This window comes from Spiroplasma sp. AdecLV25b (assembly GCF_030913225.1).
Taxonomy (GTDB): Bacteria; Bacillota_I; Bacilli_A; order Mycoplasmatales; family VBWQ01; genus Spiroplasma_E.
The window spans coordinates 19,527-43,259 of sequence record NZ_JAQYTS010000036.1 but is presented as its reverse complement, the minus strand read 5'-3'; the positions used below and the strand labels follow the sequence as shown (position 1 = coordinate 43,259).

General features: G+C 26.6%; 25 protein-coding genes. 21 read left to right on the top strand and 4 right to left on the bottom strand.

Features of this window, described 5'->3' with window-relative positions:
* Positions 1-324 precede the first annotated feature (324 nt).
* On the bottom strand, positions 325-927 hold the full coding sequence (locus RDJ14_RS03660) for an FMN-dependent NADH-azoreductase (RefSeq protein WP_308150023.1): 603 nt from the start codon (positions 925-927) through the stop codon (positions 325-327).
* A gap of 244 nt (positions 928-1,171) precedes the next feature.
* Here RDJ14_RS03660 and RDJ14_RS03655 point away from each other — a divergent pair, with 244 nt between their 5' ends.
* The 5 genes from RDJ14_RS03655 to RDJ14_RS03635 all read left to right on the top strand — a co-directional run bounded on the left by RDJ14_RS03655 (position 1,172) and on the right by RDJ14_RS03635 (position 6,360).
* Positions 1,172-2,518 (top strand): ankyrin repeat domain-containing protein, encoded by a 1,347-nt coding sequence (locus RDJ14_RS03655; protein WP_308150022.1) that lies wholly within the window; start codon positions 1,172-1,174, stop codon positions 2,516-2,518.
* 120 nt (positions 2,519-2,638) lie between these two features.
* Complete coding sequence (gene ptsP, locus RDJ14_RS03650) at positions 2,639-4,360, top strand: phosphoenolpyruvate--protein phosphotransferase (RefSeq protein ID WP_308150021.1); 1,722 nt, start codon at positions 2,639-2,641, stop codon at positions 4,358-4,360.
* A gap of 16 nt (positions 4,361-4,376) precedes the next feature.
* The gene (locus RDJ14_RS03645; RefSeq protein WP_308150020.1) at positions 4,377-4,649 is read left to right on the top strand and encodes a hypothetical protein; all 273 of its coding nucleotides are present in this window, start codon (positions 4,377-4,379) and stop codon (positions 4,647-4,649) included.
* A 59-nt stretch (positions 4,650-4,708) separates the two neighbouring features.
* Positions 4,709-5,227: a PTS glucose transporter subunit IIA gene (locus RDJ14_RS03640; protein ID WP_308150019.1), complete on the top strand. Its 519-nt coding sequence runs from the start codon at positions 4,709-4,711 to the stop codon at positions 5,225-5,227.
* 170 nt (positions 5,228-5,397) lie between these two features.
* Positions 5,398-6,360, top strand: coding sequence for an alpha/beta fold hydrolase (locus RDJ14_RS03635; RefSeq protein WP_308150018.1), 963 nt, complete (start codon positions 5,398-5,400; stop codon positions 6,358-6,360).
* Between the two features lie 154 nt (positions 6,361-6,514).
* Here the strand turns inward: RDJ14_RS03635 and RDJ14_RS03630 are convergent, their stop codons facing one another.
* A complete protein-coding gene (locus RDJ14_RS03630; RefSeq protein ID WP_308150017.1) occupies positions 6,515-7,672 on the bottom strand; it encodes a hypothetical protein in 1,158 nt (385 codons plus the stop codon).
* A 271-nt stretch (positions 7,673-7,943) separates the two neighbouring features.
* Here RDJ14_RS03630 and RDJ14_RS03625 point away from each other — a divergent pair, with 271 nt between their 5' ends.
* Both RDJ14_RS03625 and RDJ14_RS03620 read left to right on the top strand, forming a co-directional pair.
* On the top strand, positions 7,944-9,368 hold the full coding sequence (locus tag RDJ14_RS03625; RefSeq protein ID WP_308150016.1) for a hypothetical protein: 1,425 nt from the start codon (positions 7,944-7,946) through the stop codon (positions 9,366-9,368).
* Between the two features lie 634 nt (positions 9,369-10,002).
* Positions 10,003-10,911 (top strand): hypothetical protein, encoded by a 909-nt coding sequence (locus tag RDJ14_RS03620; protein ID WP_308150015.1) that lies wholly within the window; start codon positions 10,003-10,005, stop codon positions 10,909-10,911.
* A gap of 170 nt (positions 10,912-11,081) precedes the next feature.
* On the opposite strand, the gene RDJ14_RS03615 is transcribed toward RDJ14_RS03620, so the two are convergent.
* Together RDJ14_RS03615 and RDJ14_RS03610 are read right to left on the bottom strand one after the other, a co-directional pair.
* Positions 11,082-11,306, bottom strand: a complete 225-nt coding sequence (locus RDJ14_RS03615; protein ID WP_308150014.1) for a hypothetical protein — start codon at positions 11,304-11,306, stop codon at positions 11,082-11,084.
* Between the two features lie 38 nt (positions 11,307-11,344).
* Positions 11,345-12,748, bottom strand: a complete 1,404-nt coding sequence (locus RDJ14_RS03610) for an ABC transporter ATP-binding protein (RefSeq protein WP_308150013.1) — start codon at positions 12,746-12,748, stop codon at positions 11,345-11,347.
* A 387-nt stretch (positions 12,749-13,135) separates the two neighbouring features.
* On the opposite strand from RDJ14_RS03610, the gene RDJ14_RS03605 reads away from it, so the two are divergent.
* From RDJ14_RS03605 to RDJ14_RS03540, 14 genes are all read left to right on the top strand, one after another.
* Positions 13,136-14,005 carry a hypothetical protein gene (locus RDJ14_RS03605; RefSeq protein WP_308150012.1) on the top strand — a complete coding sequence of 290 codons (870 nt, stop codon included), beginning with the start codon at positions 13,136-13,138 and terminating at the stop codon, positions 14,003-14,005.
* Positions 14,006-14,202: 197 nt separating this feature from the next.
* The gene (mraZ, locus tag RDJ14_RS03600) at positions 14,203-14,667 is read left to right on the top strand and encodes a division/cell wall cluster transcriptional repressor MraZ (RefSeq protein ID WP_308150011.1); all 465 of its coding nucleotides are present in this window, start codon (positions 14,203-14,205) and stop codon (positions 14,665-14,667) included.
* Positions 14,668-14,671: 4 nt separating this feature from the next.
* Positions 14,672-15,619, top strand: a complete 948-nt coding sequence (rsmH, locus tag RDJ14_RS03595; protein ID WP_308150010.1) for a 16S rRNA (cytosine(1402)-N(4))-methyltransferase RsmH — start codon at positions 14,672-14,674, stop codon at positions 15,617-15,619.
* A 27-nt stretch (positions 15,620-15,646) separates the two neighbouring features.
* On the top strand, positions 15,647-16,915 hold the full coding sequence (locus RDJ14_RS03590; protein ID WP_308150009.1) for a hypothetical protein: 1,269 nt from the start codon (positions 15,647-15,649) through the stop codon (positions 16,913-16,915).
* A 35-nt stretch (positions 16,916-16,950) separates the two neighbouring features.
* Positions 16,951-18,156 carry a cell division protein FtsZ gene (gene ftsZ / locus RDJ14_RS03585; protein ID WP_308150008.1) on the top strand — a complete coding sequence of 402 codons (1,206 nt, stop codon included), beginning with the start codon at positions 16,951-16,953 and terminating at the stop codon, positions 18,154-18,156.
* A gap of 6 nt (positions 18,157-18,162) precedes the next feature.
* Positions 18,163-18,444, top strand: a complete 282-nt coding sequence (gene sepF / locus RDJ14_RS03580) for a cell division protein SepF (RefSeq protein WP_308150007.1) — start codon at positions 18,163-18,165, stop codon at positions 18,442-18,444.
* Positions 18,445-18,838: 394 nt separating this feature from the next.
* Positions 18,839-19,045, top strand: a complete 207-nt coding sequence (locus RDJ14_RS03575) for a hypothetical protein (protein ID WP_308150006.1) — start codon at positions 18,839-18,841, stop codon at positions 19,043-19,045.
* A 259-nt stretch (positions 19,046-19,304) separates the two neighbouring features.
* Positions 19,305-20,096, top strand: coding sequence for an SPE_1075/MLC_0560 family membrane protein (locus tag RDJ14_RS03570; RefSeq protein WP_308150005.1), 792 nt, complete (start codon positions 19,305-19,307; stop codon positions 20,094-20,096).
* A gap of 319 nt (positions 20,097-20,415) precedes the next feature.
* Positions 20,416-20,694, top strand: a complete 279-nt coding sequence (locus tag RDJ14_RS03565; protein ID WP_308150004.1) for a hypothetical protein — start codon at positions 20,416-20,418, stop codon at positions 20,692-20,694.
* A gap of 16 nt (positions 20,695-20,710) precedes the next feature.
* Positions 20,711-20,929, top strand: a complete 219-nt coding sequence (locus RDJ14_RS03560) for a hypothetical protein (protein WP_308150003.1) — start codon at positions 20,711-20,713, stop codon at positions 20,927-20,929.
* Positions 20,930-21,106: 177 nt separating this feature from the next.
* Positions 21,107-21,349: a hypothetical protein gene (locus RDJ14_RS03555; protein WP_308150002.1), complete on the top strand. Its 243-nt coding sequence runs from the start codon at positions 21,107-21,109 to the stop codon at positions 21,347-21,349.
* Between the two features lie 236 nt (positions 21,350-21,585).
* Positions 21,586-22,569: a signal recognition particle-docking protein FtsY gene (gene ftsY / locus RDJ14_RS03550; RefSeq protein WP_308150001.1), complete on the top strand. Its 984-nt coding sequence runs from the start codon at positions 21,586-21,588 to the stop codon at positions 22,567-22,569.
* Positions 22,562-22,873, top strand: a complete 312-nt coding sequence (gene ylxM, locus RDJ14_RS03545; protein ID WP_308150000.1) for a YlxM family DNA-binding protein — start codon at positions 22,562-22,564, stop codon at positions 22,871-22,873. The genes ftsY and ylxM overlap by 8 nt, the downstream gene beginning before the upstream one ends.
* A 19-nt stretch (positions 22,874-22,892) precedes the next feature.
* Entirely contained in the window at positions 22,893-23,720 is an 828-nt protein-coding gene (locus RDJ14_RS03540; protein WP_308149999.1) for a TIGR00282 family metallophosphoesterase, read from the top strand.
* Positions 23,721-23,733 lie beyond the last annotated feature (13 nt).

The window sequence follows — 23,733 nt, the reverse complement described above, 5'->3', positions numbered from 1 at the left end:
ACTATAAATTTTTTTAAATTGTTTATTTTACATGTTTATTATAGATTTAATTTGATTGTTATAATTTATAAATTATTTAAAATTAAAATCGTAGAAGTCTAATAAAAAGTTTGTAATTTCTATAATAATTTATTCCGCTTTGATTTAGAAATTAATGGTTATAACTATGGAATGTTTAGTAGAAATAATATTACTATTAAACAAGGTGATAATGATTCAATTTGACCTGCTTAATCCTAAATTCTATAAAGTTTTAACATTAATAAATGAAATGGAGCTACTAAGAAAACCCTTAGTAACTCCATTTTAAGAAAAGTCTTTATTCTAGAATTCTTTAGCAGCAGATTTAATTTTAGTATCATATTTATCAATTAATTGTTCAGGTGTTAAATCACCTTCTGGCTTAACTTTTGTTCCTGCTACTAATATCGGTTCTACTACTTTTGCCCCAACAAAGTTTCAAGTGCCACGTAAATATTCAGTATGATTTCCTCAAGGATATCAACTAAAGGGTGCACCTTGTGTTGTTAAGATTTGTACTTTTAAGTTATCTAATAAACCAATGGCGTCACCCTTTTTTTGATATTTATAAGAGAAAGTTTTGTTAGCTACTAGAATATGATCTAAGTATGTTTTGCCAATAGGACTAATATTAAAATTAATCATCGGTGAAACAAAAATTACTTTTTGGACACTTTTTAATTGGTTAATATAAAAATCTGAGTCAGTCTCATTGAAATATTCATTAAAGTTATGAGTATTAATATTTTTTTTACTCATATCTATTTCATTTAAATCTAATTCAATAATTTCGTCTTCTTGATGAAATTCACGATAATATTTAACAAAACGATTACCTAGTGCTGTTGAATATGATTTTTCTTTGGTAATTGGTGATGATTTGATTACTAATACTTTGTTTGACATTATTTTTCGTTACCTCCTAATATTTTTATAATTATGATTCTATCATTTTTAATAGTTTTGTTTGTATTTAATAAAAATCGCTAAAACATGTTTAATATGAAATTTCAAGATATTTTATTTTCAAATTTTCTCCCACACATGTATGCAAAAATAACAAATAAATATCAATGAATTCTTGGGTATTGCTTGATATTTATGTGATACAATCTTAATTATATATAGGATTAAAAAAAGGAGCAAGGAAATGGAAGAGAAATATTCAATAAATTCTAAAAATATTATTAAAGAAAGAAATGATTTTATAGAAACTTTAGTAAAAGAAAAACTATCTGTTAATTTAGCACATTTAGAAATGAGTAGAGCATTAAAAGAAAATCAAAAAATTGTAAGTGTTTGCTTAGAATTTCAAGAAGAATATGTAGCAACTATTAATGATAGTAATGAAAAACTAGCAGTTGCCAACAATATCAGTAAAACTAAGATTATTTTGGGATTTTATGATTTTTTTATTACTACTTTCAAAAAAGCTGCTAGCACTAAAAAAGCATTATTTAAAAAGACAACACGCTCAATTGTTTTTGAAAAAATAATTTTTTTATTAATTGATATGAATATTAAAGTTGGTAAAAATACTAATCAGCTTCGTAAACAATTTACTACTCAAATTAATAAAATGATTGATAAAATAATTTCACTAAATAAAAAATATCATTATTTAAAAATTGAAATGGAAAGTTTTCAAGAGATTTCATTAATCAAATTATTTTATGAGATTGGTGTTGATTTTAACCAATTACTTAATCATGTTATTACTGAAAAGAATAAAGAAATAAAATATTCACCATTACATTTAGCAGCAAATAGTGGAAATTATGAATTAGTAAGAGCAATTTTATCATGAGGAGTTGATATTAATGTTGTTGATGGATTAGGAGCTAATGCTTTGTTTATTGCTGCTTATCAGGAAAATATTGCCATAGTAAAATATTTATTAGCAAATGGTGCTAATATTAACATTTTAGCTGATGATGTTAGTACTATTGAAATGCTGATTGAGAAAAATAATCATGAAATACTACAGTTATTAATTGATAGTGGTGCTGACGTTAATATTAGAGATAAAAACTATAAAGTGCCTCTTTATATAGCTATTGAAACTAATAACATTAAACTTATTCAATTATTAATTGATAATGGTGCTGATATTACTAATAATAATGCTTTGCTATTAGTCATTACTGCAATGATAAGCACGCCAACTGTTTTAAAACTACTATTGAATAATGGTGTTGATTTAAACATTAGCAGTGATTTAGATAATGATGTATCATTATTGCATACTGTTGTTACTTATAAGAAAAATAATTTTATTAAGTTACTTATTGAAAAAGGAATGAATATTAATAGTAAAGATAATAAATTTGGACATACTCCATTGCATACTGCAATTGTTAATAACAACAAAGAAGTTGCTGAAATATTATCAACACTTGGTGCTAATGTTTATATTAAAGATAGTAAAGGTCAAACCCCATTTTATTTAACACAAAAAAAGAAAAACTTTGACTTTATTAAGAATGTTAAAAACTAATTTACTATTTAACTTTGATATTTATCACAAATAAATAATTTTTTTCACCAATTATAGGAAATATTCATTATAATTTAAATAGATGTTAAACAAATACAAAGAATATAAGGAGTGAATTGAATGCTAAAATTAAAAGGCATTGGCGCTAGTAACGGTATCGCTGTAGCTAAAGCTTTAGTTTTAAAACATGAAGTAATTAAAACTAGTGATAAAAAGGTTAGTGAAAAAGAATTAGCTAATGAAATTAAAAAATTTCATGACGCTTTAGAAGCTGCTGGTAAAGAAATTAAAGTTTTAATTCAAAAAACAACAGTAACGATGGGTGAAGAAAAAGCTGCTGTTTTTGAAGCTCATCTTAGTGTCACAACCGACCCTGAACTAGTAGAAGGCGTAGAGGAACTAATTAAATCAGAAATGTTAAATGCAGCACGTGCTACTGAAATTGTTGCTAATAAAACTATTACTACTTTACAAGGAATGGATGATGACTATTTCCGTGAACGTGTTGGGGATGTCATTGATGTTCGTGATCGTATTTTAAGAAAAATCTTAAATATTAAAACTATCGATTTAACAAACATTAAAGAAGAAATAATTATTGTTAGTCATGATTTAACTCCATCAGAAACTAGTCAGTTAAATCCAAAATTTGTCAAAGGATTCTTATGCGATATTGGTGGTAGAACATCACATGCAGCCATTATGGCACGTAGTATTGGCATTCCTGCTGTTCTTGGTTTACAAGATGTGACTATTAAAATCAAAGATAATCAAATTTGTGCTTTAGATGGTAGTGAAGGAACCGTTGAAATTAATTTGGATGGTAGTGAAAAAGCGAAATGGGTTGCTAAACAAACATCATGAGTTAAATTGCAAGCAGAATTACTAGTATTTAAAGGCAAAAAAACTATAACTAAAGATAATCATGAAGTGAAATTAGAAGCTAATATTGGTTCACCAAAAGATATGGATAAAGTATTAGAATTTGATGCGCAAGGTGTAGGATTATTTAGAACTGAATTTTTATACATGGAAAGTAAAGATTTCCCTACGGAAGATTTCCAATTTGAACAATATAAAGCCGTATTGGAAAAAACAAAAAATCAAATTGTTATTAGAACTTTAGATATTGGTGGTGATAAAGAATTATCTTATCTAGATTTACCAAAAGAAATGAATCCATTCCTTGGTTATCGTGCTATTCGTTTATGTTTAGATCGTAAAGATATTTTTAAAACCCAATTACGTGCTTTATTGCGTGCCTCTGTCTTTGGTAAATTAGCTATTATGTTTCCAATGATTGCCACAGTTGAAGAGTTCAAAGCAGCCAAGGCATTAACTTTAGAATGTAAAGATGAATTAAAAAAAGCTAAGATTGGTGTTAGCGATGATATTAAAATTGGAATGATGATTGAAATTCCGGTTGCTGCTATTAATGCTGAAACATTTGCTAAATACGCTGATTTCTTTTCAATTGGTACAAATGATTTAATTCAATATAGTATTGCAGCTGACCGTATGTCAGAAAAAGTATCATATTTGTACCAACCATATCACCCTGCTATTTTACGTTTAATTAAAATGACAATTGATGGTGGTCATAAATATAATCGTCCTGTTGCCATGTGTGGTGAAATGGCTGGTGACCAAATTGCTGTCCCATTATTAGTAGGATTAGGGTTAGACGAATTTTCAATGTCAGCATCTAGTGTTTTAGAAACAAGAAAGATTATTAGTACTTTAAATAAAAAGGATATGGAACAATTAGTTACCAAAGCCTTAGAATGTGAAACGAACGATGAAGTTAAATCATTAGTTGAAAAAATGTTAAAAACAAAATAAAAAGGATATGTATAAAATGTATTGAAATTTTCAAGCAGTAGAAACACCTCAAACTACAACAACTGTTGGATTTATTGTGTGAATAACTTCATCAGTAGTGCTAGGAATGATTTTTTTAGGGATTCATTTATGATGAAGTAAACGACCAAATAATCAAAAGTATTTGAAGATTAGCAAAGAAGAAGGTATTTTAGTATTCATTAAACGTAAAATTTTTTTAATGATTGCCTTTATGTTTTTAGTTTCGTTAATAAGTTCCATTATGGCATTAATTAGTTGGTTAAATTAATAAAAGTTATGCTAGAATTATAAAGTATACATATATTGTAATTAAAGAGGAGAATAAAAATGCGAAAATGATTTTCAAAAAATACGGGTCAAAGTAAGAAATTAGAAATTTATGCCCCAGTTTCTGGAAAAATTATTAATCTTAGTGAAGTGCAAGATCCTGTTTTTTCCCAAGAAATGTTAGGAACTGGTTTTGCCATTATTCCTCATTATAAAGAAAAAGCAGGAATTAGTTTTGTTGCACCATTTAGTGGAGTTTTAGCAACTGTTTTCAGTACAGGTCATGCCTATGGTATTAAAGATGATACTACTGGTGTTGAATGTTTAGTTCATATTGGCATTGATACAGTTGAATTAGCAGGTAAAGGTTTTGACATTAAAGTTAAGCAAGGCAATAGAATTAATCAAAATGATGTTATGGTGATTGCAAATTTACAAGAAATCAAAGAAAAAGGTAAAAAAGAAGTTGTTACACCAATTTTATTTACTACTGAAACAATGTTAGACTATAAAGTTAATGTGTTAGTTAAAGGTGAAGTAACACAAGGACAATTAATTGCTGAGATTGTTAAAAAATAATAATTTTATAAAGAATAAATGCATCTAAGAATTATCTAGATGCATTTTAAAACACTTTTTTAATTAAATATACTAGAATTGCTTTAGTTTGAATAAATTATTAATTAATTTGATAAAATATTAATAAGCAGTTTTATTCTTGTGCTATTTTTGGAGGTTATTAAATTATTATGGATAATTTTTGGCAACAGTATTGATGAACAGTAGTCATTGGTATTTTAGCAGTCTTACTATTAATTTATATTATTTATCGCATTTATCAAATTTTTCATATTGACTATTATTGAGAACGAAATCTCCATTTTCCTCAATGAAGTAATGAAGGAATCATAACCCGTGATAATTATTTTTTACATACTGAATTTAAATTTGTTGATAATAGTAAGTATATTATTATTGGTGTTCATGGCATGGGTGCTTCGTTAACTGATTTTAAAACATCAACTAAATATTTTACTAAAAATGGCATTTCTTTTTTAAGTTTTGATCAACGTGGTTTTGGCGAAAATGAAAAATGAAAATATCATACATTAGGAACAACTATTAATGATATTAAAGATATTATTAGTGTTTTAAATGAACGATATCCTGATAAAAAGATTATCTTAATGGGTGAGTCATTAGGTTCTGCTTTAACAGCATTAGCTGCTAAGAAATTAACTAAAATGATTGATGGTGCAATATTAACTAATTTTGTTACTAAAAAACAAGTATTTAAATTAAAACCATCATTGGTTTGTCAATCGTTATGAGGTTTTCTGTTTCATAAGCATCATAATTTACCGCTTACTTTTGAAATGGAAGAAATATCAACTAATCCTAAATATATTAAAAATGGTAAAATGCGAGCAATGACTAATATGAAATTTACTTTGTTATTTTCCTTGCAAGCACAAAAGTTAAGTAAAAATGTTCCTAAAAATCTTAATAGTGCTAAATGTCCAGTTTTAATTGTGCAATCAGGTAAAGATGCATTTGCTGATTTCAATAAGATTAAAATTAATAATAAACATTGGCGAGATGGGATTACTTATAATTTCTACGAAAATGGCAAGCATGCAATTTTAAATGAGTCTAATATTATTGAAATTTTAGATGATGTTAAGAAGTGAATTGATTCTTCAAATGTTTAGCCATAAAACTTGTTAGTTGTTTAAACAACTAACAAGTTTTAAATATTAAGTAAATAAAAGATAATGTTTTAACTTAAAGTAGTAGTTAAAAAATAACTTTCATATGTTAATGTGTCCATAACAATACTTTTATTAAGATTAATTGCGCCTAAGTTTAAATAATTAGTAGGAAAATTTTAATATTATTTCCAGTTTTGTCTATCACATATGATTTACTTTGTCCATTAGTAAATAGTGAAAACATCAAATAATTAGTGTTTACTACAACAGGTTTTGTGGCAAAATCATAACTAATAGGTAAATTATTAATTTTAATTTGAGTATAGTTTAATTCATTTGTTATAATATTTTGACTAATTAAGTAAGATGATTCATTTTGATTAAAAATTATGCCAAGATTATTAGTACAAAATTTAAAGTCACCTGAATGCTTTAGCGCAGAAAAAGAACCATCAATATTTATTTGATATAACGTATCACCTTCTGTGATAATGGTTTTATTGTTTAAAAATTCTAGACCTGTACTTTTAAAATCTAATAATTTTAAAGTGACATAATTATTATTAGTAACTCAGTAGGTTTGCTTGTCAACTGTTGTTAATATACCATTTTGATCATTGAACATTTTAATATCAGCAAAATAAATATCATCAAATTCTTGGATTTGTTTGTTATTAACAATATCATAAATAATTGTAATGCCTACTTTTTTTGTAGGGAATACTTTTATTTTTAAAATAGCAACTAGATTATTACTAATTTTCTTGACATCCAAAACTTCAGTATTTAATTTTATAATATCTATTTTTTCATTGTTAATAGTTAATAAAAATCCAATATGATTTTTATCAATAATCATGATATGAGTATCATCAATTATTTGAGTATTTATAATTTCTACATTTTTTAAAATATCAAAACTGTTTAGATCAACAAATTTATATTTTTTATTAACTAAAAAGAACTGAAATGGTTCGTTAACAGTTTTTCCACCAATAATAATAGCATAATTATCATTAATAATTTGGGTAAAATCATTAGAATTAAGATCGGCATTGTATAAATTAGTATTTTTAATTTCACCTTGGGAATTAATGAAAAAAAGTTTATTAGTTTTTTGTTCTTTAAAAACACTAGTTGTATTATTTCAATATGTTAAACTTTGGATATTTTTATTAGTTTTAGTAAATTTTCATGATAGGTTTGATACAGTTTTTGTAGTATTGGTAAGTGTTAATTGATGATGATTAATAGTTGGTGCTACAGTTCCTATTACAGTTGCTGTTGCAATTAATGCTAATAATGATTTCATAATTTCATTCCTTTCCAAAATACTAAAAATAGTATTTGTAAGTAATTATATATAATAAGTGTTATTTTATATTTTTTTAAATCAAGAAAATAGTAGGTGTTAATTTTGTAAGTAAGGTAGTGTTATTATTTGGTTAAATTGGTTCTCCATCCATATTACTGATTAATCGAATAAGTATATTTATCATTATATAATAATATAATACACTTAGAATGTTTCACAAAATAAGTGATACTTTCAACATAATAAGACAGAAAGAGGGTAAGAATTTATGAGAAAACTATTATCTTTATTAACAGTATTAATTTTGACAGTACCAGTTCCATTAAATGTTGTAGCTTGTGGTAGTAAAGCAAATCCAACACCTAATCCAGATAATGAACCAATAGATACTATAGGTTTATTGAAAACAGCAGAAAACAAAATCTCTGAATTATTTGGAAATCTAATTATAGAAAATAAGAATTTATTAAAACCAAGTAATTTTGGTCAAAAAAATACAGGATCATTGTTAACAGGAGTTGATGCTGCTGCGGTAGGAGTCATTTCCAATCTTGCTTTAACAAATTCATTTTATGATATTTTTAAAGAAAATATTAAAAGTTTTGGTTCATATTTAGCAAATGATGAAAAGTTAAAATTATTATTTTATGGTATTAATAGTAATGAAATTTTAAAGTTAGATGAAAATAAATCAACAATTAATAAAAAAACTTTTGAGGAATGAAAACAAGATGGTGCATTTGGTATTTCTGATTATACATCAACCAAATATAAAGTTGATAGTTGAAATTACCTAAGTTCTAGATTAGTTTTAACTTTAAAATATAAAGCTAATGATGGTCAAATCACAGATTATGAATTAGACCAAAATTATGATTTTTATTTAGCTAACGATGAAGCACAATTAAGTACTATTGTTCACTTAGCTAGCGATAATGTCGTTAATAATTTAAAAAACTATTTAATTGAAATTAAAGGAAATAATAAATTTAATTTATCAAAATGAATTCAAGACCAAGATTTATTACAAAATTTTAAAAACAACATAACAACAAAAATCAATAATTCTAAAGTTACAATTATTGATTCAAATTTAGATGAAACATCAGTAATGACGGGAAATGTATTAGATGGATCTGAACCTACTATTTTTACTAAAGATAAGCAGCAAGTAATTCAAGATATTAAAAATCTTGCTTCAAAAAATAATGAAGAATTTGAAAAAAAATTAAATTCATGAACAAGCAAGAGTTTAATTGCACCACAAGACTTAGATAAAGTTACTTTAATTGGTAGTTATCAACTTAATAATTGAAAATACAATGATTTAATTTTAATACCTACTAAAATTTCAACAGTAGTTATAGGAAATCAAACAAGAAATGAAAAAATTGAGGATGATTCTAATAAATTTGCAGAACTTTTTTCTACAGAAGGTATTTTAATAAATAAATTTTGAAATACAAAATTAGGAGATGCTTCTTATGATACTGGTTTTGTGATGAATGCTTCAGATTTTGATGCTTATGATACCAATAATAGTACTTTTAATGATGCACTTTTATATATGAGTGAAAAAGTAAAAAGTTTTGCTGTTAGCAAAAATATTTTAAATAGCAGTGATTTTTGTACTTGCATTAATTACTATAATGGAAGTGATATTGGGAATACTATTTTAAATACAAAAAAATAGATGATAAATTTTATATGAGTGGTATAAAGAGATTTGATATAAATTTTGGGGTATGTATATAATGGTTTTTCTTCTACTAATTTTACAATTAAAAAAGGTGTAGATAATAAAGTTTGACCATAACAAAATTTTTACAGTTCAGACAATACATCATTTATTAGTAGAAAGAATTTACTTTGAATTTATTATAATTTAAAGTTAAGATAAGTTAGTTCCACAAGTAAAGTATTGATGTTAGTTGAATTTGCATACTTAATTTAATATCTTGGTGATACAGTTCAGTATTTAAGTGACAAGACTAGTGCTTTAGCGACTGCAAAAGGTATTATCAATAATAATGATTTACTAATGATGAAAAATTATCATACAGGCACATCGGGACAAAATTTTAATAATCAAGCTTTAAATACTATAAATTAGTTGATAATAATAAATTTATACATACACAAGGAAGAGGTATTATTGATGTTTGGATGTATTTTAATAGTTTTGCGTATTCATTTGGTTATAGTTCTGTAAACTATATTGTTAATAAAGGTGAAAATAATAAAATTTGAAGTTAATAAATTATTTATCTAGTGGGTAGAATATTAGAATATTCCCACTAGATATTAATTATTAAGGAGTTATGCATATGACTACTAATAAAAGCAGTTGAAATAATTTATTTCAATTTATTTTAATTAAAATTTCTTATTCTTTTATTACCTTATTTTTAATATGCTTGTCATTATTTGTTTCTTTAATCACAACTTTTGTTTTTTTTAACTTAAAATTAGACGCTAATAAATTTTTTATTAATTTTCAATATTATATTATGATTTTATATGGCATTCTTTTATTTATTTTTGTTTTAATAAACGCAATTAAATTATTTGGAACGCAAGTTGAAGATAGTTCTTTTCTTTTATTATTAACTAAACCTTATTCGGTTAAGTCTAAAGTTCCTACTTTATTAGAGTATAATCTTACTAATTCTTATGTTGAAGAATCAGGTGTCAAAACAAATTTAAATGCCAATGATTGAACTAAAGCTTTTAAAGATAGTACAACTTATGTTCGTTTTAACGGGTCTTTGCGTAATCAATATGATGCGATATTTTTAAATCCCGTTTATATTTTACTAAGAACTGTCGAAGACTACATTTATAATCAAATATTAACTTATTACTTAGTAGCAAATAACCAAATTAATAATGATGAAAATTTTGCAAAATATAATAGTACTATGAAAATATATAAAGTTCTTAATTATTTTAATTTTATTGAACATTGAAGTCAATTGTGAACTTATTTCCAAGGCTATTATGGTGATTTTTGATTTAAACCATTAGCACTTTCTGCTATTGATTTTAATATTCAAAAAAATTCTTTATTTAGTTATCCAGATTTTACTTTTCATTTAACTAGTGATTTTAAAATAAATGTCAATGCTATACAAAGTATTCAAAATAATGTAACTATTATTCTTGTTTATAGTGGTTTATGCATTTTCCTGTTTGGATTATCAACTTTCTTATTTATGAAAAAAGTTATTAGTTAGAAGTCAGAAAACATACCATCACAAAATAATTATAAGAGATTAGGGTATGATTTTAATTTTTATTTTCGTACTTGTGATTACAATTCGAGATGATAAATATGCTCAATTAATAAAAAACCAACCTAGTTAAAAACTATGGTTGGTTTAAAAGCATTTATTATAATAAGTATTTAACCCATAATTCCTGCTTCATATAAATGTTTAAAGTGGCCTTCTTTAATTTTTAATTCATCAAAAGTGCCAATTTGCACTAATCCTTTTCCTTTTTCTAATACTAAGATTTTATCAACAGTTTTAATGGTTGATAAACGGTGAGCAATAACAATACTTGTCCGACCAATCATCAACTTATTAAATTGAGCTTGAATTTCTTTTTCAACAATGTTATCAAGCACACTTGTGGCTTCATCTAAGATTAGTAATTCAGGATTTTTTAAAAGATACGGGCAATGGCAACTCTTTGTTTTTGACCACCAGATAAGTTAATACCACGTTCTCCTAAAATAGTATTATAACCATTAGGTAGTTCTTGAATATAGTCATGAAGATTAGCCTTTGTTGCTGCTGCTTTGATTTCATCTAATGTTGCACCTTGCTTGGTATAACTAATGTTTTCAGCAAAGGTACCATATAAAATTTGTGGATCTTGTTCAATATAACCAATGTGATGTAAATATTGTGCTAAATCAACATCACGTAAGTCAGTATCTTTGTTAATTAAAATCCGACCTTGAGCAGGATCATAATAACGTAATAATAATTTTGAAATAGTAGTTTTTCCAACTCCTGTGGCACCAATAATGACATAACTTTTTCCTTTTTCAAATGTGAAATTAAAGTTTTCTAAGATTCATGCTTCTTTATCATCATAACGGAAGTTAACATTTTCAAAAATAATATCATTAGTAATTTCATTAACTGCTAAAGCATTATCTTTCGTTTTAATTTTTGGTTCAACTTCTAAAATTTCGTTAACTCGGATAATTGAAGTTGATGTTTTAGCAAGGTTACCAAGTAAGACAATACTTTGAATAACAGGGAAAATTAAAGTATTAACAGCTAAGATAAAAGCAATTAAAGTTGTGGGTTGTAACATTCCTTTATTAACGAAAATAAATCCTGCTACTAATCCAACAATATTAATACCTGTTAGTAGGGTAATTAGTAATGCTCTAGTAAAACTATCAAAGGTAATAGTTTTCTTAGCAGCTTGATAGTATTTAAGATGTTCATTGAAAAATCTTTCATTTTCTGTTTTTTCGGTAGCATTACTTTTGATTAAGGTAATGGTGCTTAAACGGTCGGTAATATCAGCATTAACATCAGTATATACTTTTCGTCATTTGTAGTTTAAGTAACGAATAATTTGAACATTTAATATTGATACTACTAAGATTAATAAGACAATTCCTAAAACAATTAATGATAACTGTCAGTTTAAAGAGAAAATAACATAAATTGAGCCGAAAAAGGTAACAACAGAACTAAGAATAGTTAAAGGAATTGATTGCATGTTTTCACCAATCACACCTGTATCACTAATAAGTTTAGTTAGAGTGTCGCCAATTTTACGGTCTTCATAATATGACATATCTAATTCTAATAAATGTTTTAAAACTTTATTACGATATTCAATTTCTACTTTAACACCAATCATACTTCCTGTTAAGTTACGAATATACATAAATAATCCTGAACCAATTTGTAAACTAATAAGAATGTAAGCTAAATTTAGAATGTTGCTTAAATTAGTAAAACCATCAGGTTTTGCTAAAAAGTTATTGGTAATTTTAGGGATGATTACTGACACTGCAGCTGATATTACAGTTGCGAGCATGGCAATCATATAAAGGATTGGATACTTTTTAAAGTATTTAAAACAGTTAACATGAAGCCACTTTTTTTAATACGTAGTATTGTATTGTATTTTAATATTATTAGTTTTATAATAGTTTTATAAACACATAAATGGAATATTTGCTTAATTTATTTAAGCCTATTTAGTAACTATACTAGATAGGTTTTTTTGTGTTTAAAAGTAAAAAAGAGATTAAAAAGAGAAAGAAGATAGTAAAAATGCCAATAACAAATAATCAAGAATATAGCCGTTTTAGTAAGAAACGAAGAAGAATTAGCAATTAAAATAGAAGAACCTGTAGTAAACACAGTAATAAAAATATCACTTGATGACAAAATTGCAGTTAGTCAACAAATTGGTGGTCTTATGCAAATGATTAAAGATAATCCTTTTGCTAAAGATTTAACTAACTTTTTAACCAATTTTAATAATCAATTAGGAAAATTAATCAGTGATAATTTATTACAAATTAAAACTATTCTTAGCGACTTTGAAAAAAATATTAAAAGTCAAACTGGTATGTCATCAGCAAATATTTTAAAATTAGTTTTATCAGTTGTTTCATCAATTGGTGCTGCAACTATTACTTTAGCTTTACATAATGCACATCCAATTGCACAATTAATGAATATTACTAATGCTGTTGCTAGAACAGCAGGTACTGTTTATGAAATAGCGCGTGGAAATAATTTAACTCCTTTAGAAGAACAAATTCTTGCAGGACTTGGTATACTTATAAATATTTCTTATTTCATTTCAACTTTAGAAGTAAATGTGGCAGACACAATATTTAAAACAGCGTTACAAGCAACAGATTTTACAATAGGAAATCCATTACCTTATGGCCTATTCACAAGTACTACTATTACAGGAGGTCTTAGTGCTGTACTAAATTTATGTAAAGCTCGTTTAAAAGCAGCAGGAAATGGAAACCTATATAAAACCCTAGATAGAATATCTACTATTTCAGGTGTCACATGTCAAACTGGTGTTCTGGCTGGTGGAGTATCATTATTTACTGTTAAACCAGAACTTTCTACTAAAGGTATAGTTGGTGGTCTTGTTGATGGTACATGTGGATTAACAGCTTCACTAATAGAACTATTTAATAATCCAAATTTTTATAAAGAAAATCCTATTGAACAGGAATTAAAAGAAATTATTGTTAATGTTAAAGAAAAGCTTAAACCTTTTTGCCCAGATACAGTAATTGAAATTGAAACTTTATCTGAATAAGTACAAGACACAAGTAGTTTAAATTCCAACTATTCGTGTTCATAAATTAGTAAAAGGTAACTATAATAACTATTTAATAATCAATTCTAAGTAGTAAGTATCATAATATACTTACTACTTTTTTCTATCCCTATTTCCTATCATTTCTTCCCCTTTTATCCTTATTTATTGCAATTATTTTATAAAGATGAGATAATATGGGTAATAGTGGGAAAGTGTGGGTGATATTAATGCTACTAGGCCAAGCCATATCAACTATTGATGAGAAAAAGCGGATGATAATTCCAGCCAAGTTTAGGGGTTACTTTCATGAAAATGAAACAGTTGTTGTCTCCAAAGGTTTTGAAGGATGTCTCGTTATTCGTAACGAACCTGAATTCATTAAATGACAAGACAAAATTTTAAAACAATCAGAAGGACAGAAAGAAGCACGAATTCTAGCGCGACAAGTATTTGCCAACTCAGAAGAATTAAAAATAGATGGTAAAGGTCGCATTAACATTCCCCACTCATTATTGATATTAGCTGATATTAAACAAAAAGTAATTATGATTGGACTGTCCAACAAAATTGAAATTTGATCAGAAACTAACTGAAATCGCTTTAACCAAGATACCAACGATAAATTTGAGTTAGCAGCAGCTACTCTAGATGAGATTTAACGATATGAATAATACCAATTTACTAGCACATGTTTCTGTTATGTTAACAGAAACTATCGATTTCTTAAATATTAAACCTGACGGGATTTATGTTGACTGTACCTTAGGCCGTGCTGGTCATAGTAAAGTCATCTTAAGTAAACTTACCTCTGGTAAACTATATGCCTTTGACCAAGATGAACAAGCCATTGTTCAAAGTAATGACATCTTACAACCCTTTGTTGATAAATATGAAATCATTAAAAGCAACTTCGTTCATCTTCGAAAACAATTGTTACAAAGAAACATTACGAAAGTTGATGGCATCTTATATGACTTAGGTATCTCATCACCACAAGTTGATGAAGATATTAGAGGTTTTAGTTATATGAAAGACGCTAAGCTTGATATGAGAATGGATCAATCACAAACACTAAGTGCTTGAGACATTGTTAACAACTATGATTATCAACAACTAGTAATGATTATTAGAAATTATGGTGATGAATCATTTGCTAGTAAGATTGCTAATAATATCATTAAAGCAAGAACTATTAAACCAATTAATACAACTTTTGAGTTAGTAGCGATTATTAAAAAATCATTACCAGCCAAAGCATTAAATAAACAACATCATCCTGCTAAAAAAACTTTTCAGGCCTTACGGATTGCCGTTAATAACGAATTAAACAACTTACAAGATTCGTTAAATCAAGCTTTAACTTTATTAAATCCCCAAGGCAGAATAGTAGTTATTAGTTTTCATTCTTTAGAAGATAGAATTGTCAAACAAACATTTAATAAAGTATTAATTGACCCTTTAGCCCAACTCTATGCCAAACTACCAATTGCTAGTAAGTGAACTCCTAAATATGAGTTAATCACAAAACGAGCTTTAGCACCAACGACCAAAGAAATTAACTTAAACCCACGAGCACGCAGTGCTAAGTTACGAGTTATTGCTTTTCTATAACTCTTAAAATTGTTTGGAGGTGAACTTATGAATTACCAAGAACTATATGTTGTTTGTCAAATTGAAGATTTCAATTTAAAATTAATGGTTAACAATTATGTTAATAATCAAATTCAAGTTCTATACAAAGCAAGAATAGAAAATGAACAGTTTGCTGAAAATGGTGTTATCATCAATCCTATTGCCACAGGTAATAGTTTACGCAAGATGCTTGATAAAATTAATAAAACTTTAAATATCAATGTGCAAAGAATTGTTTTAAGTTTGCCATCAAACAATTTAAAAATTTATCAATCACAAGCCATGATGGATTTTAAAGATGACAACCATATTATTACTAATGCTGATTGTAGCAAAGTGATTGATATGGCCAAAAACATTATTATTGATAGTACTGAGGTTGTATGCTTAACTAAACCTTACAGTTTTAAAGTTAATAATGAAAGAAGTAGTGAACAATTACCAATCGGGTTAAAAGGACAAGTATTGAATGTTGATGCGTTAGTTTATTCACTACCTAAAACTTTATATTCTTCACAATTAGAAGTATTTAAAAATGCCCAAGTTGATTTATTAACAGTTACCCTAGATCAGTTTGCCCTAGCATGTAATATTAATAACAACAATAATATTGTCTTAATTGATTGAAACTTAAATAGTACTAAAATTAGTGTATTTAACAATTCTGTTTTATATGCTACTACTAACATTAAAATTGGTTGAAATCAAATTATTCAAGCTTTAATGAAACAAATGCATTGTGGCTATGATAAAGCAGAAAAATATTTACAAAAGATTATTAACATTAATAGTAATTATTTATGTGATATTGTAGTTGATAAACATCTTAATGAACATAAACAAGAAATTTGCTTAACCAAATCTGATTTACAAACGACAGTGCAAAACCAAATTAATGAAATTATTACTTGTATTGAATATTTCCTAGACGAAGTAAGTAATAACAATAGTAGGGAAATGGAAGTTATTTGCACAGGTATTACTGTCGGATTAGCTGGCTTTGCTAATTATTTTAAAAATCATAGTAAACTAGCAACTATTAAATATATGTTAAATCAAAATTTAGGTGCCTACAGTTATAATTGAACTAGTTTAATTGGTGTTACCCACTACCAGCACTTGGTTAATGTTTTTAACAACAATATGATTTCATCGATAAATACTTTACCAATATTGCCAAAAGCCAATCACCATCGTTTACCACAAAATAATGAAACAAAAAAATATAATTCACCTAATTTCTCAAGTTATCAGTATAATGGTAATAGTAAATAGAATGAATTTTAAAAAAGTATTAAGGAGTTGAGAAAATGGAAAATGACAACACTAGTCAATTTGAACAGTTAGCCTCTATTATTAAAAACGATGTAGATGAAGACAATAAATTAGCCTCTATTCGTGTAATTGGTGTGGGGGGTGCTGGTAACAATGCTGTCAATCGCATGATTGAAGCGAAAGTAGAAGGTGTTGACTTCTATGTTGCTAATACTGACCAACAAGTTATTAATGCTTCGTTAGCAGCAAATAAAATTATCTTAGGAAAAGAATTGTCAAAAGGTTTAGGTGCTGGAGCAAATCCTGAGATTGGCAAACAAGCGGCAATTGAAAGTGAAGTTGAAATTAAACGTGCCCTTGGTGGTGCTGATATGGTTTTTATTGCTGCGGGCATGGGTGGTGGCACTGGAACTGGTGCAGCTCCGATTGTGGCAAGAATTGCTAAAGATTGTGGTGCCCTAACGATTGCCATTGTTACTAAACCATTTAAGTTTGAAGGACGTAATCGCAATGCTCATGCTGCGGTTGGAATTGAAAACTTAAAAAAACAAGTTGATGCTATTATCATTATTTCTAATGATAAGTTATTACAAGTCATTGGTAATATTCCTGTGAAAGATTCATTTAAAGAAGCAGATAATATTTTACGTCAAGGTGTACAAACTATTACTGATTTAATTGCTGTCCCAGCATTAATTAACTTGGATTTTGCTGATGTCAGAACTATTATTCAAAATAAAGGTAATGCGTTATTTGGAATTGGAATCGCAAAAGGTGAACATAAAGCCAAACAAGCAGCTACTAAAGCTATTTCATCACCATTACTAGATGATGTTGCCATTAAAGGTGCTAAAAATGCGATTGTTAATGTCACTGGTGGTGCGACAATGACTTTAACTGATGCTAATATCGCTGTGGATTTAGTGCGTGATGCTGCTGGTAGCGATGTTAACATTATTTTCGGTGTTGCTGTTAACGAACATTTAAATGATGAAATGATTGTTACTGTGATTGCTACTGGTTTTGATGAAAAATTAACAACAACATCTAATTTTGGTTTAACTTCTAAAATTGATAACCGCGATTTTGTTAATAGCACTAGTAAAACCCAATACATAAGTAATGAAATACAAGTTCAAACTAAGAAAAAAGAAGAACAACAACAAGCAATAGTTCAAGAAGCAATCATGGAAATTGATGATGATTTACCAACATTTTTAAGAAAAAGAAATCGAGGATAGAGTATTATGGGATGAAGAAAAAAACCAGTAGTTAATAATGATACTACTACTTCTATCAATAAGCATTTTAAAGAAGCAGTTCAAGAATTTGCTCCTAAAAGTTATCAAGAAATTGAACCGATGGCTAATGCTATGATTTTACAAAAACCAATTAAAATTGATTTAACAAATACTGTTGTTAACGACCGCAGAAGAATTATTGATTTTCTTTGTGGAATTTGTTATGTTGTGGGATTTACTGTTGATAAAACTGGCACTAATATTTATGAATTTAAAAATGAAAATTAAGAAAAATACAACTTAAAGTTTATATATTGTTTGCAAAGTAAATTATTCATGATAATATTTATAAGTAGTCTAACTGTGAACAATGGTTAAACTATAATGTAAAATTATTAATTAACGAGAGATTTTAGAGATTGTTAATTAGATTCCCAGGTAAATTTCAAATATTTACTGTGGGAATTATTCCTTTACTATTATAGTAAAGAGTTGTCCTTATTACCTGTTAGTCGTAATCTCAAGAGATTAGGTGGTTGAAAAACCAAGAATAGCGCAAAACTAAATGTTATTCTTGGTTTTTAATGTTTAAATATAATTTATTTATAGTATAATAACATTGATAAACTTAATATAAGTTTTTAACTCATTGCTTTAACTTTAAAGGAAATGGGTTTTTATTTTGAAAGGAAGATGAAAAGATATGCCGAGATGTGTAGTACCAATAAAGAGTGCTAAAAAAAAGAAACAGTTGAAGGCAGAAAAAAATACAACTCAAAAACCTGATAACTTTAATAAAATTGTTGACCACGCAAATAATAAAAACTTAGAAAGTAATGTTTTACAAACATCAAATAAAACAAAAACACTAAAAAATAATATGTGTTAGACTAACCAATGTCAGTATATAACTGTTAAATTAAACTAATAAAAAAGAGAAGCTATTGGTTCTCATAACTTATGTGAGATTTGATTACTCACAGGTTAACTTACATTAACCAATAATAATTTCAAAGAACCGCCCCCAACATTTTTTATGCCACCATTGTTCTATTATTTTATAAATCAATAAAAAAATATATGAGATATTTTTAACTATGATAATATTAAAAAGGTCACATTATTTATCTATAGAAAGGTTAATTTTAATGAAAGAATATTTTACAATTCAATATCAAAATTGAAAGTTAAACTGAAAAAAAATTCTAATAAAGCTCTTAATTTACATTATTGGAGTATTTTTATTTGGGATGGGAATTGCGCTTTATTTAAATACTAGAGTTGGAGCATCTCATATTGATATTACTAACTTTGCTTTTATTGCAATCTTAAAAGGATTAAATAGTAACGGTTCTCTTAGCGACCTAACTAGTTATGCTACAGTCTTATTAATTTTTTATTTATGTATGCTTACTGTTATTGTTAGTTTAAGAGCAACTAGTGCCATCATTAATTACAAAGCAACTCATAATAAACAAATAGTTATTAGTGCTGTAGTAAATACAATTTTAGACTTAATTCCAACTTTTGTTTGAGCATATTTTGTTAAACTAAGTGAATTATATATTCCAGTTGAAAAAATTGGTCAAATAAATGATACGTTAATTCAAACATGAATTTTTATTGCTGGATTTCTACTTTATTGCTTTGGTATTACCTTAACAGTTTTTGCTAATTTACTTTTTGGACCTTATAATGGTTTATCTTATGAATTACACAATTTAACAAAATGAAACTATAAATTATGCCGTGTTATCGTTGATTTTGCATTAATGATTGTCGGAATTATTTTAATTTTAGCAACAACAAAATTTGATTGAACAACAAAGGAACATTGATTTAGTTTATACTTTGGTTTTGGCACAATTTTTATGACCTTTATTGCTGGACCAGTTATTGGAACAATGTTGGTATGAGTTAAAAAAGTTATTAAAATTTAAATTAAATATAATTATGAACTTTTAGATAAAGTTGATTTTTAATTTAATAGTATATAACTATCATAAACGCAAAATATGTTTAACATCTTTTTGCGTTTTTTTTGTTTTTAAAATGAATTATGAATTAAGATAAGAAAAAAGAGAATCTATTGGTTCTCAATAATTAATGTGAGATTTGGTTACTCACCGGTTAACTTTCATTAACCTATAACAACAACATTATTACATATTTAATTTAAATTACAAGTAGGAAACTTGATTATTTTTTATTAATTATTATTGAGCCACTGTTGACATATTTTATGAAAGGAAGAATAAAATGATTAAATTTCAAAAAATGAGTATCTATAAATTGTTAAGAAATCCCAAGTTAAACCATGAAATGGGTCGACCTGTAATTTTTTTAAATTACTTTGGTCAAGAATCGTTAATATGGGCAGGCACAACTCAAATGAATAGTAAATGAAAAGATAAGTCGTTAATGATTAATATTAATGATAAACTACCAAGAACTCTTGCAGAAAACCTTTTATTAAAAAAATACTTTTTGGTTAAGTCCAAAATTGTGTGTAAATTAAAAAAAAATAATAAAAAATAAAATTTAAATGCTCAAAATGTCAAAATATAATCGATGAAAAAATATAGCAACTACTAAAGAAATTAAAACTAAAGGTAAAGATTATACTGATATTAATTATTATATGTATTTCAAAAATAAATATTCATACTTATCATACTTGGACTGCTGTGTAACTCATACCATATATGAATATAGAATTAATGGAACTAAAAAACATAATTTTTACCTTACTAAATATGAGATAAAATACTAAAAAATAAAAATTCATTGTTGATAGACAATAAATAAAAACACTAAAACACGTACTATATCAAATATACAGTATGATTTTTTAAATTTGTTAAAGTTTATTCATAAACTAAATATAGTTTTTAACCCATTACTTCAAAAAATAAAGTAATGGGTTTTATTTTGAAAGGAAGATTAAAAGATGTATACAGATAAAGAAATTAAAGATTTAACTAATGAAGAATTAGATAAAGGAATTGAAAGTATAAAAGAAAAATTTGAAGTTTTCAAACAAAAAAAAGAAAAAGTATTTACCAATTTCAAACGAGAATTCAATAAGTTAGAAGAAGATATTAAAGAAATTAAAGAAATAAACCAATATATCAAAACTAATTTTGAATTAGAGAATCAAAACTCAAATACAAATAAACAAAATACTTTATAAATTAAAAAGTTACCGTAAGATAACTAATTTTATTTTTTTAAAACCCTAGTTACTAATAATCTAATTCCTAAATCTTTAATTCACCAACATGTTATGATTCTCCTACTTTTATCTGTTACCATTTAAAAATTTATTTATTTATCATAAATTGCACCAAAAAATAAATTCAATCTTTTATTACTCACAATTAGTAGAACTACTAATTTATTGGTATAATAAACGATGTAGGTGATATTATGGCATTTTTCAAAAACTTAAAAAGTAAATTATTTGGTCAAAAAACAACAAAATATGAACAAGGACTAAAAAAGTCACGAACATTATTTGCTTCTAAAATTAAATCATTAGCAGCACGTTATCAAACCCTAAATGAAGAATACTTCGAAGAATTAGAAGAAACTTTAATTCTTGCTGACGTTGGCTACAAAATGGCACAAACCATTACTGATGAAATCCGTCATGAAGCTAAAGTTCAGAAATTAAGTAAACCGAAGGATATCAATGATATTATTATTGATAAAATGTTTGTAATTTATACTGATGGCGAAATTGTTTCGACCAGATTAAATTTTTCAGTAAACAAACCCACGCTCTTTTTAATGGTTGGTGTTAATGGTAATGGTAAAACTACAACCACTGCCAAATTAGCAGCTAAGTTAAAAGCTATGGGTAAAAAACCAATGCTAATTGCTGCTGATACGTTTCGTGCTGGTGCTGTTGAACAATTACAAGTATGAGCACAAAGAGTTGATGTACCTTGTTATTTAGGACAACCAAAACAAGACCCAGCCAGTGTTGTCTTCACTGGCATTGATGCTGCTAGTGCTGCTAATTGTGATGTTATTATTGTTGATACAGCAGGAAGATTAGAAAATAAAGTTAATTTAATGAACGAATTACATAAAATTAATAAAATTATTAATAAACAATTAGGCCATGATGCTAATGAAACATTATTAGTAATTGATGGAACTACTGGTCAAAACGGAATTAATCAAGCGCAAGAATTTATGAAAATTGTACCATTAACAGGTATTGTTTTAACAAAAATGGATGGAACAGCCAAAGGTGGTATTATTCTTGCTATTAAAGAATACTTAGATATTCCTGTTAAATTAATGGGATTTGGTGAAAAGGTTACTGATTTAGAAGAGTTTGATTTAGATAAATATATTTTTAGTTTAACAAGTGATTTATTTACGGAGTATAGTGATGAATAGTTTAGAAAAACAAGTTTTATACTATAGTTTATTTGCTTTTTATCAATCGTTATTAACAAATAAACAAATCAAATATTTTACTAATTATTTTATCGATAATTTATCATTACAAGAAATTGCAACTTTACAAAACGTATCACGAAATGCTGTTCATGATAGTTTACAAAAAGTTATTACCTTGTTAACTAATTATGAAAGTAAATTGCAACTTTATGAAAGGTATAAAAAACGACAAAAAATTTATGAAAAATATACAGAAAAATATGATTTTATCAAACAATTACAATTAATTGATAAAATATAGATGAAGCAGGTGTAAAATAATGAAAGTCCTTATTATTGGTGATATTTATAGTAATATCGGCCGTGTGATGGTTAAAACATGAATTACTAAAATTAAAAAGAAGTATGAAAATGAATTTAAAATTGATTTAGTAATTGCCAATGGTGAAAACACTACTCATGGTAAATCATTAAATGAAAGACATTATCACGAATTAAAAGAGGCAGGAATTGACGTTATTACTTCTGGTAATCATATTTTTGCTCATCCTGATGTCGTTAAATATATTGATAAAAGTCCTGATTTATTAAGACCGTTAAACTATAACCCTTATCATCCTGGTAATGGGACGATTGTTGTTAAAGTAGGAACTAAAAAAGTTCGTGTTACTAATATTATTGGTCGTACCTTTATGGATAAAGCTGATAATCCTTATTATGCTGTTGAACAATTAATTAAAACAGCAGAAAAAAATGTTAATGAAACTAGTGACATTCATATTATTGATTTTCATGCTGAAGCAACTGCTGAAAAGTTAGCATTTGCTTGAAACTTTGATGGTCAAGTAACATGTGTTGTTGGAACACATACGCACGTTCAAACAGCTGATAATCGTTTATTACCAAAAGGAACAGCATTTATTAGTGATGTTGGCATGACAGGTCCATTTTATTCAATTATTGGCGCTAACCCAAAAGAAGTAATTTATCGTGATAAAAAAACTATGCCTGCCCATCTTAAACCAGCTGATGGTGAAGGTCAATTTTCAGCTGTTTTATTAACTATTGATAATGAAACTAATAGAGCAGAAAAATTAGAACGAATCTTTATTCACCCTCAAGCACCTGATTTAAAAATTAATCAATAAATTATAAGAAAGG